Raw genomic sequence first — 14,351 nt, 5'->3', positions numbered from 1 at the left:
CCACCGATGATCAACGCCCTCGGCATCCCCCAGAACCTGCTGCTGCTCGGCGGCACCTCGGACATCGCGCTGGCGATCGCCGAGGCGTACGCCGGCCGGTCGCCGGGTCTCCACGTCACGCTCGCGGCCCGACCCGGCCCACGCCGTGATGCGGCCGTGGCCCGCCTCGACGCGCTGGGCTGCAGCACCGATGCCGTGGACTTCGACGCGACCGACACCGCGGCGCACGCTTCCGTCGTCAACAGCGTCCCGGGCGACATCGACATCGCCGTCGTCGCCTTCGGCCTGCTCGGCGATCCGGAGCAGGCCTGGACTGACGTCGACGTCGCCCGCGAGCTGGCCGAGGTCAACTTCGTCGGAGCGGTCACGACCGGCGTCGCCCTCGGGGCCCGCATCAGGACCCAGGGACATGGCGTGGTCGTCGCGCTGTCGAGCGTCGCCGGCGAACGCCCCCGCCGCTCGAACTTCGTCTACGGCTCGACCAAGGCTGGCATGGACGCCTTCTACACCGGTCTCGGCGAGGCCGTGCGTGAGCTGGGTGGTCGAGTTCTGGTCGTCCGACCGGGCTTCGTGCGGTCCAAGATGACCGAAGGTCTGGAGGCAGCCCCCCTGGCCACGACACCCGAGGCCGTGGCCGAGGCGGTCGTGGAGGCGGTGCGCGACGGCAAGGAGCAGATCTGGGTCCCCGGCACGATGCGCGCAGTCATGTCAGGGCTTCGACACCTGCCGCGTTCGGTCTTTCGACGCCTTCCGATGTAGCCGCGCGACCCCCGAGCGCACGAGGCTCAGGCCGGCGAGCAGCAGCGCAAGGCCCAGCGCCGACCAGGTCCCGATCATGATCTTGCGGTCCAGCTCCTCGACCGGCAACGGACGCGCGTCCTCGAGCGCGAAGACGCGCAGGTCGTTGCCCACGACCTTCTGCTCGCGGGCGTCCCGGAACGGCTTGACGGCCTGTTTCGCACCTGGCGCGTCCATCTGGACCACCACGATGCCGATCCCGGCGCCGACCAGCTGGGCCGGGACCTTTTTGCCGTCGGCAAGGATGCGCGCGATGCGTGCGGCACGCGGGTCCTCCCCCGCGATCGTGCTCCCCGAGACCTCCAGGGCGTCATTCGTGACCGTGGTGCGGTCGAAGAACCGGCCAGCCGGGTCCAGGACCGGCACGTCGTCATTCCACGCAGGCCGCCGGTAGGACGAGAACGGCAGGACCAGGACGTCCCCGGTCACCGGAGTCCTGGCGATGACTCGCCGGGCGTCGGTCCACGACGCTGGGTACGTCGCGGGCTCCACCCGGCCACCGACGCCCCACGCCAGGTCCGGAAGGGCCGCCAACGGCACGATCAGGGCCAGCACGATCGTCGGATACTCCCATGACGTGAACTCGGCACGCTCGAACAGCGCGCCTGCGCCCGCACCGAAGGCCACCGCCTCGAGCGGGAGGAGCAGCGCGAGCCAGCGGGTGCCGTCGCGGAGGACGCCTCCGCCCGGGACGTCCGCGATCACTCGCGCGACCTGGTCCGGCGCGAGCCAGCCGGCCAGCGCCACGGCCAGTCCGATCGCGCCGGCGAGGGCGAGCCCGGACAACAACCGGCGGTCGTCGTGCCACAGCGCGAACAGGCCCACGATCATCACGCCCGCCAGCACGACACCGATCAGCATCGCGATCGGGAGGGTGCGGGACGTGGGGACGACCTCGGTGTTCCAGATGCCGCCCAGGCTCAGCGCCGACCCGAGGCGGCCGAACCATCCCTCGGACTGCACGTCGAACAGCCGGACCGCCGCCGGATCGGTGCGGGCGATCGACGCGTGCAGGATGCCCGCGACGATCCACGGACCGTTGAGCACACCGGCCAGCAGCACGAGTCGCACCGGGCCGTGCCGCCACCCGACGGCCAGCGCCAGGACGACGCCCATGACACCAGTCACCGGCGAGATCCCCGTCGCAGCCAGCGCCAACGTGACGACCGCCCAGCGCGGCTCATCCGTGCTGTGAAGGGCTGCCACGAGCCATACGACACCGGCCAGCGCGATCAGCACCGGCCACTGCCCCAGCACCAGCCGCTCGGCGACGTAGGGGTTCCACACCGCGAAGGTCGCGGCGGCCAGCTGCGCGATCATGAACCGCTGCTTCACGAGGCGCGCGGCCCCCAGTGCGAGCAGGAACAAGGCGCCCAGCAACAACAGGCGCTGCACGAGCGCAGCCGGCAGCGCAGTGCCGAGCAGGCCGACCACTGCATCGGACGGCACGGCCCGCGGCAGACCCGAACCCAGGCCCCACATCTCGGGCCGGTCAAGATCCAGGTGCGGGACCCAGACCATGTCGTACGACAGCAGATAGCCGCCGCGCAGCCAAGGCAGCCCGATCGCGAGGACCAGAAGTGCCGACCACGCCGGTACGAGGGCATGGTAAAGATCGATCTCGCGCAAACGCCGCATGTTCGCCCCTGCTCCTGATCGGTCCCACCCACGGCTATTGTGCCGTGGTGAGGTCCACGCGCGCGACGATGACCGGCGGAACCCTCGTGGCGGCCGGCATGATGACCATGAACATCACGGTCTACGGCTTCAACGTCGTCTCGGCACGCATCCTGGTCCCCCGCGAGTTCGGCGCCCTCACGGCACTGTTCGGCATCCTGCTCGTCGGGGCCGTCGCCTCGCTCGGTCTGCAGGCGGTGACCGCGCGACGGCTCGCGGTCGATCCCGTGCACCGCGACGACATCATCAGCGCGACGGTACGGGTCACGGTGCTCGTCGCATCCTTCGTCGGGCTCGTGGTGGCAGCCTCGACCGTCGTGCTGACCCCCGCACTCAAGCTCGACAGCTACTGGCCCGTGATCCTGTGCGGCGCGACCCTGGTCCCGCTGACCGTCATGGGCGCCGAGTGCGGGATCGCGCAGGGCACATCCCGCTGGGGCGCCCTGACGGCTGTCTACATCGGCAACGGCGTCGGCCGACTGACCGGCGGCTCGATAGCGCTGTTGATCTCGCCCACCGTCAACTCCGCGATGATCGGCATCGCGATCGGCTCGTGGCTTCCGGCGCTCGCGGGTGCTCGCCTCCTGATCGGACACGGCACGGGCACCCCGATCAGCCGTCGCCCGCTGCTGACCGAGGCCTTGTTCTCGACCCATGCCCTGCTCGCGTACTTCGTGCTCAGCAACATGGACTCGCTGATCGCCCGCAACCGTTTCGACGTCCACGAGAGCGGCCTCTACGCCTCGGGTCTGATCCTGGCCAAGGCCGCGCTGTTCTTCCCGCAGTTCATCAGCGTCGTGCTGTTCCCCGACCTGGCCCGCGCCACGACCCACCACGCCCGCCTGCGGGCCGTGTCGCTGGTCGCCGGCCTCGGCGCCGTCGCCGTGCTCGCGACCGCCGTGCTGCCCCACCTCGCGCTGATCCTGGTCGGCGGCGACAAGTACAGCGAGATCACCGGACGGCTGTGGCTGTTCGCGATTGCCGGCTCGGTCCTCGCGATCGTCCACCTGCTGGTGTTCGACGCCCTCGCCCGGCACGCCCACGGCGTCGTCGTGATGATCTGGGCCGCGGTGGCCGCCGTGCTCGCCGTGGCGTACGGCATCGGGGTCGGCATCACCGGGCTCGTGCTCACGATGGCTCTGGTCGCCGCCGCGCTCGCGACCGTCGTGTTCTTCTTCTCCCCCTCAGGACGACCCGCGGAGACCGTGGTCTGAGCTGGTCGGCCCGGCCGGGTTCAGTGGCCGGCTTCGTGCCAGGTGCGGCCCACGCCGACCGACACGTCCAGCGGCACCGAGAGGTCGGCGGCCGACGCCATCTGGTCACGGACCAGCTGCTCGACCTGCTCCCGCTCCCCCGCGACGACCTCGAGCACGAGCTCGTCGTGCACCTGCAGCAGCATCCGTGAGGTCAGGCCAGCGGCGTCGAGCGCCCGCTCGACGCCGAGCATCGCGACCTTGATGATGTCGGCGGCCGAACCCTGGATGGGCGCGTTGAGGGCCATCCGCTCGGCCATCTCACGGCGCTGCCGGTTGTCGCTCTGCAGATCTGGCAGGTAGCGCCGCCGGCCCATGATGGTCTCGGTGAAGCCGGTCTGCCGAGCCTCGTCGACCAGTCCGCGGAGATAGTCGCGCACGCCACCGAATCGCTCGAAGTAGTCGTCCATCAGGCCCTGCGCCTCGCCGGTCGTGATGTTGAGCTGCTGACTCAGACCATAGGACGACAGCCCGTAGGCCAAGCCGTAGTTCATCGCCTTGATCCGGGCCCGCAGCTCGCCGTCGATGTCGCCGGGATCCTTGGAGAAGACCTTGGCCGCCATGACCGTGTGGAAGTCCTCGCCCGAGTTGAACGCCGCGATCAGGTCGGCATCCTCCGACAGGTGCGCCATGATGCGCATCTCGATCTGGCTGTAGTCGGCCGTGACGAGCGTGTCGAAGCCCGCTCCGACGCAGAACGCCTCACGGATGCGTCTACCCGAGGCCGTGCGGATCGGGATGTTCTGCAGGTTGGGGTCGTTGGAGCTCAGACGCCCCGTCGCAGCGATCGTCTGGGCGTAGGTCGTGTGGATGCGGCCGTCGTCGGAGATCGACTTGCGCAGCCCCTCGACGGTCTGCCGGAGCCTGGTCACGTCGCGGTGGTCGAGCAGGTGCTGCAGGAAAGGGTGCTCGGTCTTGGCATAGAGCTGTTGCAGTGCGTCTGCGTCGGTCGTGTAGCCCGTCTTGGTCTTCTTGGTCTTGGGCATACCGAGCTCGTCGAACAGCACAACCTGCAGCTGCTTGGGCGAGCCGAGATTGATCTCCTTGCCGCCGATCGCCGCGAATGCCTCCGAGGCGGCGTTCTGGGCGCGTGCCGCGAACTCGGACTCCAGCGCGATCAGGTGGTCGTCGTCGATCGCGATGCCGGTGCGCTCCATCCGGGCGAGCGTCGCCACGAGGGGCAGCTCGACATCGGCGATCAGCGCCGTGCCGCTGGCCTGCTCGACCTCCTCGTCGAGCACGACCGCCAGGTCGAGCGTCGCGCGGGCACGCAGCATGCCCGACTCGGCACCGAGGTTGTCGGTCTCGAGGGTCAGCTGGCCGGCATGGTCGGACTCGTCGCGCAGCTCGCGCTTGAGGTAGCGCAGCGACAGGTCGCCAAGATCGTAGGAGCGCTGGTCAGGTCGGACGACGTACGCCGACAGGGCCGTGTCGGCCGCGACGCCGCGCAAAGGCCAACCCTTGGCGTGGAGGGCCAGCATCGGGCCCTTGGCGTCGTGCAGGACTTTGGGCCGGTCAGGATCGGCCAGCCACGCGGTGATCGCGGCATCGTCCTCGGGCGTGATGTCGTCAGTGTCGATCCACGCAGCCGACTCCTCCGAGGCGATCCCCAGTCCGACGACATCACCCGTGCCGCGCCCCCAGGATCCCTGCACGTGCAGGCCCAGGCGGGCGCCGGAGGCCGACTGGGCTGCGAGCCAGGTCGAGATCTCACCGGGCGCCAGCGTGGCGCCCTCGAGGTCGAAGCCCTCCTCGGCCTGCGGCTCGACGGCGCCGAACGCCTCGAAGAGCCGGACCCGCAGCGCGTTGAACTCCAGCGCGTCGAAGACCGCGTGGATCGCCTCGCGGTCCCAGACCGTGTCGAAGGCCAGGTCGGCAGGTCCTGCGGGAAGGTCGAGATCGCGGATCAGCGCGTTGATGCTGCGGTTGCGGATGACGTCGTCGAGGTGGGCGCGCATCGACTCGCCCGCCTTGCCCGGGATCTGGTCGACCTTGGAGATGATCTCGTCGAGCGAGCCGAACTGCCCCAGCCATTTGGCCGCGGTCTTGGGGCCCACGCCCGGAACGCCCGGCAGGTTGTCGCTGGTTTCGCCGACCATCGCGGCGATGTCGGGATAGTTGACCGGCGCGACGCCATATTTTTCCTGGACCGCCGTGGGCGTCATCCTCGCGAGGTCCGAGACTCCCTTGCGGGGGTAGAGCACCGTCGTCTTGTCAGTCACGAGCTGCAGTGCGTCGCGGTCGCCGGTGCAGATCAGCACGTCCATCCCGGCAGACTCGGCGCGGGTCGCCAGCGTGCCGATGATGTCATCGGCCTCGAAGCCGTCCTTCTCGAACGTCACGATGTGCAGGGCGTCGAGGATCTGCTTGATCAGCGGGATCTGACCCGTGAACTCCGGCGGGGACTTGGCCCGGTTGCCCTTGTACTCGGGGTACTGCTCGAGCCGGAACGTCTGGCGGGAGACGTCGAAGGCGACCGCGACATGCGTCGGCTTCTCGTCACGCAGCACGTTGATCAGCATCGACGTGAAGCCGAACACCGCATTGGTGCTCTGGCCCGTCGTGGTCGAGAAGTTCTCCACAGGGAGGGCAAAGAAGGCGCGATAGGCGACGGAATGACCGTCGATCAGCAGGAGGCGGTCCACCCGGTCGACTCTAGTCGGCGGGTCGGACGAACCGCGAGGGCATCCGCCGACGTCAGATCTGCGTGGCGCCCCGCGCCTCGGTGCGGCGGCGCAGCGTGCGGCGCACGGCGATGAGCTTGCCGGTGTCGCGGGAGTTCGTGGCCTTGGTCGTCAGTCGGGACCGCAGCTTGCTGGACTGGATAGCCCGCAGGACAGCGATCTGGGTGAACCCGATCTTGGTCAGGTAGCGGTGCGGCTCACGTGAGTGCACGGGGATCGCCGCGACGACGATCTCGCAGTTGTGCTCCTCGCCGTACGTCGCGGCCGCGGACAGCAGAGTCGAGGCGACCGACTTGCGACGGAACCGCGGCGAGACCTGGATCTCGGTGACGATCAGGACTCGGGTCAGGGTGATGGGAGTGAGGGTGCCGATGTCGCACACCGTCGCACCCACGATCTCGCCATCGATCAGCGCCACGATAATGCGCTTGTCCGGCCGACCGAGGTTGAGCTCAAGCGCCGACGCGGCCTCCGCGACTCCGGGCTCGCGCCACAGCGACTGCTGCGTGAATGCCTCGGAGCCTTCGTCCTGACCGGCGCCTGCGCACTCGTTCCACAAGGCGACGAGCGCGTGGGCGTCCTCGCGGTCGGCATCCCTGAGGACGATGTGCGGTCGACCCGACATGTGGTTCCTGTCTCCGGTCCGGAACACTCCTCTGCACGGCGCAAAAGTGTGGGAATGACACACTACGCGCTGGCCGTGGAGACGTACCCGGTTGAATCCTCAATAGTCCAAGGAGACCCTACATGTTCGTCGGTTTCGGAACAGCCACGAATGTCGCGACGGTCGTCGCGGGGTCCGGCCTGGGACTGTTGATCGGCCACCGCTTGAACCTGCGCATCCGCACGACCGTGACGGCTGCGCTGGGCCTCGTCACGCTGCTGATCGCGGCCGATGCGGCCATGGCGGTCAGCGACTCGGCGTTGGTCAGTGCGGTTGACCGCGGGGCTCCGACGCTGATCGTGCTCGGATCACTCGTGATCGGCGGCATCATCGGCTCGTGGGCTCGGTTGGAGGACCGGCTCGAGGAGTTCGGCGGCTGGCTGCAACGGCGGCTGACCCGCGGCGGTGTCGGGGCGTCGCGCGAGCGGTTCATCGAGGGCTTCGTGATCAGCTCGCTGGTGTTCTGCATCGGACCGTTGACGATCCTCGGCTCGCTCAACGAAGGACTCGGCAACGGTGCCGACCAGTTGCTGCTCAAGGCCACCCTCGACGGCTTCGCAGCACTCGCCTTCGCCGCATCATTTGGCATCGGCGTCATGGCATCGGCGATCTCGGTCGCGGTCATCCAGGGTTCGCTGACGGTGGTCGGGGTCCTCGTCGGGTCGTTCCTGCCGGACGCCCATCTGGCCGCCCTGACCGCCACCGGAGGACTGATCCTGATCGGCGTCGCGTTCCGATTGCTCGACCTCAAGGCGATTCCCGTCGCGGACCTTCTGCCGGCTCTCGTCATCGCGCCGGTGCTCTGCCAGCTCGCGATTGCGATGCACTGAGCGCGGTCCGAACAAACGAAACCGAACTGTTACCTACGGATCGCTTTTGACCCACCCGTGACTCCCGCATGTGGTTATAGTCCACAGGAGGTCGAACCACCGTCGGCCGTTGAACCTCGACAGGAGACTCCGTGCACCTGCGACCAGCGACGCTCTTGATGGCGATCCTGGCCGGTCTGATCCTGATGGGCCCGGCCGCCGCGAACGCCGCGACGACCCCGACCCCCAGCCCGACTGCTGCCAGCCCCGGGACGCCCACCGCGAACCCGATCGTCAAGGGCCAGAACATCACGGTCACGCTCAGAAACCTCAATGGCGGTGAAGGCGAGCCGGAATCGATTCCCGGCGTCACACTCACCGTCTACAAGGACAACAAGGACGGCCAGGCCCTCGGCACCCAGGTGACCGACGAGATGGGGCGCATCAGCATCGCGATCCCCAGCAACGGCACCTACGTCGTGGTCCTCGATCCCAAGACCCTGCCCGAAGGCGTCAAGCTCAGCGGCAAGGGCGAGACCGACAAGACCGTCGCGGTCAAGCTCGCCTCGTCCAACTTCGTGCAGTACCAGATCGGCGCAGTCATCGTCGAGAAGGCATCGCTGTCCAGCAAGATCGTCGCCGGCACACGTGACGGTCTCAGGACCGGCCTGATCATCGCGCTGGCCGCCCTCGGCCTTTCACTGATCTTCGGCACGACCGGGCTCACCAACTTCGCGCATGGCGATCTGGTCACCTTTGGTGGGATCGCCACCTACGTCTTCAACCGTGGCTTCGGCCTGCCGGTCATCGCGGCGGGCATCCTCGCAGTGGTGCTCTCGGCGGCCTTCGGCTGGGCCCAGGACCGCGCGCTGTGGAGGCCGCTGCGCAATCGCGGCACGGGCTTGATCGCAATGATGATCGTCTCGATCGGCTTCGCCCTCCTGCTGCGCAGCCTGTTCCAGTACGGCTTCGGTGGCTCGACGCGGACCCTATCGCAGTACGTCGCCCAGAGCCGCACGGTCTACGGACCCGTGGGCCTGTCCGACAAGGAGATCGCGGTCTTCGCAATCTCGATCATCACGCTCACCGTCACGTGCGTCCTGCTGATGAAGTCGCGACTCGGCAAGGCCATGCGCGCGGTGTCCGACAACCCGGCGCTCTCGGCCTCGTCCGGCATGCGGGTAGACGGCGTGATCTCGTCGGTCTGGATCCTCGGCACGGCGCTGACCGGGCTCTCGGGCGTGCTCCTCGCCGTGCAGGACCAGGTCAACTTCCAAATGGGGTTCAAGATCTTGCTGCTGATCTTCGCCGGCGTCACGCTGGGCGGGCTCGGCACGATCTGGGGCGCCCTGGTCGGCTCATTGATCATCGGACTGATGGTCGAGCTCGGGCCGGTGTTCGGTGTGCCGGCGTCGATCAAGGAGGTCGGCGCGCTTATGGTGCTGATCCTCATCCTGCTCGTCAGGCCGCAAGGCATCCTCGGCAAAGCCCAGCGGATCGGATAGGGGCAGATCATGGACTTCGGAACAATTCTCGACGCAGCGTTGTCACAGGCACTCGGCCCTCAGGCCATCGTGTTCGCGATCGCAGCGATCGGCCTCAACATCCACTTCGGCTACACGGGCCTGCTGAACTTCGGTCAGGCCGGCTTCATGGCAGTCGCGGCCTTCGGCCTCGCGGTCACCGTGGTCACCTGGGATCTTCCCTTCTGGCTCGGCATCATCGTCGGCATGTCCGCGGCGGTGCTGCTCGGGCTCGTGCTCGGCGCACCGACGCTCCGGCTTCGCGCGGACTACCTCGCGATCGTGACGATCGCGGCCGCGGAGATCGTGCGCCTGATCTTCGGCGCGGTCGAGTTCAAGGACACCTTCGGCGGCTCCAACGGTCTCAACGGATTCGTGGGGCCCTACCAGAAGCTCAACCCGTACAACTCGGGCATCGACTTCAAGATCTTCTCGTTCAGTCGAAACGATCTCTGGTCGGTCACGGTCGGATGGACGCTTGTCGCACTGGGCTGCCTCATCGTGTGGTCACTCATGCGCAGCCCTTGGGGCCGCGTCCTCAAGTCGATCCGTGAAGATGAGGACGCCGTCCGTTCGCTGGGCAAGAACGTCTTCGCCTACAAGATGCAGGCGCTCGTGCTCGGCGGCATGTTCGGCGGCGTCGCCGGTATCTTCCACATCCTCAAGCAAGGTTCGGCAGTGCCGACAGACTTCAACACAACGTTCACCTTCTACGCCTACGCTGCCCTGCTGATCGGCGGAGCCGCTCGGGTGCTCGGGCCGGTCGTCGGCTCGATGCTGTTCTGGTTCCTGATCTCAGGCATCGGATCGTTCTTCAGCCAGGCGACCAAGGGAAGCGATCCCGTCATCCCGGACTGGATCATGTCCAACACCCAGGCCAGTCTCGTGCGCTTCATCCTGCTCGGCCTGGGCCTCATGCTGCTGATGATCTACCGACCTCAGGGGATCTTCGGCGATCGAAGGGAGATTGCGATCGATGGCCGCTGAACTCAGTGATGCCCGCGCGGCGCTCGCGGACGTACCCAACACACCAGGCGCACCCAAGCCCGATCCGATCGTCAAGGGCAGCAACATCGTCCGGACGTTCGGCGGTCTCAAGGCCGTCGACGTCGATCACATCGAGATCCAACGCGGTGTGATCACGGCATTGATCGGTCCCAATGGTGCCGGCAAGACGACGCTGTTCAACCTGTTGACCGGTTTCGACGTGCCGGACGACGGCAAGTGGGCCTTCAACGGCACCTCGCTCGGCAAGGTGCCGGCCTACAAGGTCGCGCGCCTCGGGATGGTCCGCACCTTTCAGCTGACCAAGGTGCTGTCCAAGCTCACCGTGATCCAGAACATGCTGCTCGGTGCGACCGGACAACGCGGCGAGAAGTTCTGGTCTGCGCCGTTCAAGTCCCTATGGGGCGCGCAGGAGGCCGCGAACACCAAGCGGGCCGACGACCTGCTCGCGCGGTTCAAGCTCGACGCCAAGCGGGAGGACTTCGCCGGATCGCTCTCGGGCGGCCAGCGCAAGCTCCTCGAGATGGCTCGCGCCCTGATGGTCGATCCTGAACTGATCATGCTCGACGAGCCCATGGCCGGCGTCAACCCCGCGCTCAAGCAGTCCCTGCTCGGACACGTCAAGTCACTGCGCGACGAGGGTCGGACCGTCCTGTTCGTCGAGCACGACATGGACATGGTCCGGGACATCTCGGACTGGGTCATCGTGATGGCCCAGGGCAAGATCGTGGCCGAGGGCACTCCGCAGGCCGTCATGGCCGACCAGGCAGTCATCGACGCCTATCTGGGTGCTCATCACGACACCGACATCAGCGAGGTCGACACGGCGGAGCTCGATGCCGAGGCCGAGGCCGAGCTCGACGAGGGGAAGAAGTCATGACCGAGACCGAGCAGAACACCGAGCGCGAGACCCACCTGGCGAACGCCGACGGCGCGGTGCTGCGGGCCGACAACCTGATCGCCGGCTACCTGCCGGGGGTCAACATCCTCAACGGCGCTGACCTCTACTGCCAGCCCGGCGAGCTCGTCGGCATCATCGGCCCCAACGGAGCTGGCAAATCGACCCTGCTCAAGGCCCTGTTCGGGCTGGTCAAGGTGCACACCGGGACTGTCCTGCTGAAGGACAAGGAGATCACCAACCAGCGGGCCGACCAGCTTGTCTCCAAGGGGATCGGCTTCGTCCCGCAGAACAACAACGTGTTCCCGAGCCTCACGATCGAGGAGAACCTCGAGATGGGCTGCTACCAGGATCCCAAGCGGTTCACCGAACGCTTCGCCTTCGTCACCGACCTCTTTCCCCGTCTGGGCGAGCGGCGCAAGCAGCGTGCCGGACAGCTGTCCGGTGGTGAGCGTCAGATGGTCGCGATGGGCCGGGCGCTCATGATGGACCCGTCGGTGTTGCTGCTCGACGAGCCATCAGCCGGACTGTCCCCCGTCCTCCAGGACGAGGTCTTCGTGCAGACACGCAACATCAACAAGGCGGGCGTCTCGGTCATCATGGTCGAGCAGAACGCACGTCGCTGCCTGCAGATCTGCGACCGAGGCTACGTCCTGGACCAGGGACGCAACGCGTACTCCGGCACGGGCAAGTCACTCGCCGACGATCCCAAGGTCATCCAGCTCTACCTCGGCACGCTGGGCCAGCAGGACGACTGACGACCCCACCTTCACGAACGCCCGGCACCCACTCGGTGCCGGGCGTTCCTGCATCCGGGGCCATCACGGCACTGCACCCATGTGGCCGGTCACTCGTTCGGCGCCGCTGCTCCGTGGACCAGATGCTGCGCGCAGAAAAGGGCCCCGGTGCCGAAGCACCGGGGCCCTCTCGCGATCAGCTGATCAGATCAGCGTTGATCAGATCGTGCCGCTGATGTAGTCAACCGGCGAGATCTTGTTCTTGGCGTCGTACTCGTAGATGCCGATCGAGGCAGCCGTCGGGCTACCCGTCTCGCCGAGCTCGATCGGGCCGGAGACACCGTTGTAGTCGATGTCCTTGCCGTCCGCGAGCAGAGCAGCGCAATCCTTGAACGTCGTGCACTTCTCGCCGTCCTTGGTCACGCCCGGGATCTCCTTGGCGATGGCCGCGCCCGAGTCGTCCTTGGCCGCGATGGCGCCGAGCGCCGAGACGATCACTGCGTCGTAGGACTCAGCCGAGTAGGAGTAGTCCTTGAGCTTCGGGTCGACGGTCTTCAGACGATCCTTGAACGCGTCACCCGCGTCGGCGCCCGGGATGGTTCCCTTGGTGCCCTCAAGCGTGCCGTCGGGCAGCGAAGCCGAGTCACCCTTGCCGTAGTTGGCCGTATTGCCATCGACGAAGTACGTCGCGACATCCTGCGGACCGGTGCCGGCCTGGATGAGCTTCGGGATGACCGTCGTGGTCTCCTCGAACGCAATCAGCACGACGGCGTCGGCCTTGGCGTTCTTGATCTCGGTGATCTGTGAGTCGCCCGGACCGGTCTTCTCGCTGTAGAGCACCTTGGCGGCGATCTTGGAGCCGGCAGCCTCGAGGTTCTTGGAGATCTCGGTGGCCAGCGTCTCGCCATAGGCGTCCTGGCGGGCGAGGATGGCGACGTTCTGTCGGCCTTCCTCGATCAGCAGGTTGGCGAGAACGGCACCCTGGAGGATGTCGGACGGCGCCGTGCGGAAGTAGAGGTCAGGCTTGGAGTAGTCACCCTCGTCGAAGGAGGTCGACGTGTTGGCGGGCGAGAACTGGATCGCGCCGGCCGACATGATCTTGTCGATCACGGTCAGAGAGACGCCCGAGGAGGCCGCGCCGATGATGACGTCGGACTTGGCCTTGAGCAGCTTGTCGGTCTCCGCCGGGGCGATGCCCGAGTCGGTGTCGCCGGAGTCACCACGGACGTGCACGACGTCCTTTCCGAGGACGCCGCCTGCCTCGTTGATGTCCTTGACAGCGAGGTCGACTCCCGCGAACTCCGGGGGGCCGAGGAACGCAAGGCTGCCGGTCTGGGGAAGGAGCGAGCCGATCGTCAGGACACCATCGCCCTTGGACGTGGAGCCACTGGCGGTTTCGCCGTCGCTGTCGCTGCCGCCGCCACAAGCAGCGAGAACAAGCGCGCTCGCGGCCACAACGGCCCCGATGCGGATCGTCTGGGTACTGCGTTTCATCAATCCTCCGGATATGTAGAAAGCCCATGGCGCGAGCCAGGGGGCGTGTACGTACGACCGAACCTAGTCTTTCCCGGGGTCATTTGGGTCAACGTTGCCATGCAGGGCCGTAACGTAGCCAAGTTGTAACCCAGCGGTCAGGACGGGTCCTGGCCCATCGATGAGCCGAGCTGCGGGCCATGGTCGATGACGCCCTGCGCCACCTGATGCATCGTCAGGCGCAGGTCCATCGCGGTGCGCTGAATCCAGCGGAAGGCCTCGGGCTCAGTGATACCGAGCGCCTCCTGGAGCAGGCCTTTGGCCCGCTCGGTCGTCTTGCGGGCGGCCAACTGGGCGGTGAGGTCACCGACCTCGTGCTCCAACATCTTGAGCTCGGCGAATCGACTCATCGCCATCTCGATCGCCGGCACGAGATCGGACTTGGTGAACGGCTTGACGAGATAGGCCATCGCGCCGGAGTCACGAGCCCGCTCGACCAGCTCGCGCTGGCTGAAGGCCGTCAGCATCACGACCGGCGCGATGCGCGCCTGGGCGATCTGGGCCGCGGCAGCGATGCCGTCCAGCTTGGGCATCTTGACGTCCATCACGACCAGGTCGGGGCGATGCTGCATCGCCAGCTCGATGGCCTGTTCCCCGTCGGACGCCTGTCCTACGACGACGTAGCCCTCCTCCGCGAGCATCTCGGCGAGATCGAGGCGGATCAGCGCCTCGTCCTCAGCGATCACCACACGCGGTGCGGGCCGTCCCGATTCCAGTGCCTGGTCAGTCACGTGAGAAGGTTATCCCGCGCGTTGGTGCAGGCTTGGCTC

Annotated in this window: 12 protein-coding genes; 7 read left to right on the top strand and 5 right to left on the bottom strand. The window is 67.2% G+C overall.

Annotated features, from left to right (window positions below):
• Positions 1–6 precede the first annotated feature (6 nt).
• The gene (locus C6I20_RS05970) at positions 7–759 is read left to right on the top strand and encodes a decaprenylphospho-beta-D-erythro-pentofuranosid-2-ulose 2-reductase (RefSeq protein WP_118395125.1); all 753 of its coding nucleotides are present in this window, start codon (positions 7–9) and stop codon (positions 757–759) included.
• Here C6I20_RS05970 and C6I20_RS05965 read toward each other — a convergent pair.
• A complete protein-coding gene (locus C6I20_RS05965) occupies positions 709–2,436 on the bottom strand; it encodes a hypothetical protein (protein WP_118395124.1) in 1,728 nt (575 codons plus the stop codon). The genes C6I20_RS05970 and C6I20_RS05965 overlap by 51 nt on opposite strands.
• Before the next feature lie 47 nt (positions 2,437–2,483).
• Between C6I20_RS05965 and C6I20_RS05960 the strand changes: the two genes are divergently transcribed.
• On the top strand, positions 2,484–3,689 hold the full coding sequence (locus C6I20_RS05960) for a polysaccharide biosynthesis protein (RefSeq protein WP_162891156.1): 1,206 nt from the start codon (positions 2,484–2,486) through the stop codon (positions 3,687–3,689).
• Between the two features lie 20 nt (positions 3,690–3,709).
• On the opposite strand, the gene polA is transcribed toward C6I20_RS05960, so the two are convergent.
• Both polA and C6I20_RS05950 read right to left on the bottom strand, forming a co-directional pair.
• Entirely contained in the window at positions 3,710–6,373 is a 2,664-nt protein-coding gene (gene polA / locus C6I20_RS05955) for a DNA polymerase I (RefSeq protein WP_118395122.1), read from the bottom strand.
• Positions 6,374–6,425: 52 nt separating this feature from the next.
• Positions 6,426–7,037: a GNAT family N-acetyltransferase gene (locus tag C6I20_RS05950; RefSeq protein ID WP_118395121.1), complete on the bottom strand. Its 612-nt coding sequence runs from the start codon at positions 7,035–7,037 to the stop codon at positions 6,426–6,428.
• 122 nt (positions 7,038–7,159) lie between these two features.
• Between C6I20_RS05950 and C6I20_RS05945 the strand changes: the two genes are divergently transcribed.
• The 5 genes from C6I20_RS05945 (at position 7,160) to C6I20_RS05925 (ending at position 12,069) form a co-directional block, all read left to right on the top strand.
• Positions 7,160–7,906, top strand: coding sequence for a DUF554 domain-containing protein (locus tag C6I20_RS05945; protein ID WP_118395120.1), 747 nt, complete (start codon positions 7,160–7,162; stop codon positions 7,904–7,906).
• Positions 7,907–8,037: 131 nt separating this feature from the next.
• Positions 8,038–9,390 carry a branched-chain amino acid ABC transporter permease gene (locus C6I20_RS05940; protein WP_162891155.1) on the top strand — a complete coding sequence of 451 codons (1,353 nt, stop codon included), beginning with the start codon at positions 8,038–8,040 and terminating at the stop codon, positions 9,388–9,390.
• 9 nt (positions 9,391–9,399) lie between these two features.
• Entirely contained in the window at positions 9,400–10,395 is a 996-nt protein-coding gene (locus tag C6I20_RS05935) for a branched-chain amino acid ABC transporter permease (protein ID WP_118395118.1), read from the top strand.
• A complete protein-coding gene (locus C6I20_RS05930) occupies positions 10,385–11,293 on the top strand; it encodes an ABC transporter ATP-binding protein (RefSeq protein ID WP_118395117.1) in 909 nt (302 codons plus the stop codon). Before C6I20_RS05935 ends, C6I20_RS05930 begins: the two co-directional genes overlap by 11 nt.
• Positions 11,290–12,069: an ABC transporter ATP-binding protein gene (locus tag C6I20_RS05925; protein WP_118395116.1), complete on the top strand. Its 780-nt coding sequence runs from the start codon at positions 11,290–11,292 to the stop codon at positions 12,067–12,069. The genes C6I20_RS05930 and C6I20_RS05925 overlap by 4 nt, the downstream gene beginning before the upstream one ends.
• 198 nt (positions 12,070–12,267) lie before the next feature.
• Here the strand turns inward: C6I20_RS05925 and C6I20_RS05920 are convergent, their stop codons facing one another.
• Positions 12,268–13,542 (bottom strand): ABC transporter substrate-binding protein, encoded by a 1,275-nt coding sequence (locus C6I20_RS05920; RefSeq protein WP_118395115.1) that lies wholly within the window; start codon positions 13,540–13,542, stop codon positions 12,268–12,270.
• Between the two features lie 137 nt (positions 13,543–13,679).
• Positions 13,680–14,312, bottom strand: coding sequence for an ANTAR domain-containing response regulator (locus tag C6I20_RS05915; protein WP_118395114.1), 633 nt, complete (start codon positions 14,310–14,312; stop codon positions 13,680–13,682).
• Positions 14,313–14,351: the final 39 nt, after the last annotated feature.

The sequence above is a fragment of the Aeromicrobium sp. A1-2 genome (assembly GCF_003443875.1).
Classification (GTDB): Bacteria; Actinomycetota; Actinomycetes; order Propionibacteriales; family Nocardioidaceae; genus Aeromicrobium.
Note: the sequence above shows the minus strand (reverse complement) of the source record. Positions and strands in the feature narration are given on the sequence as shown.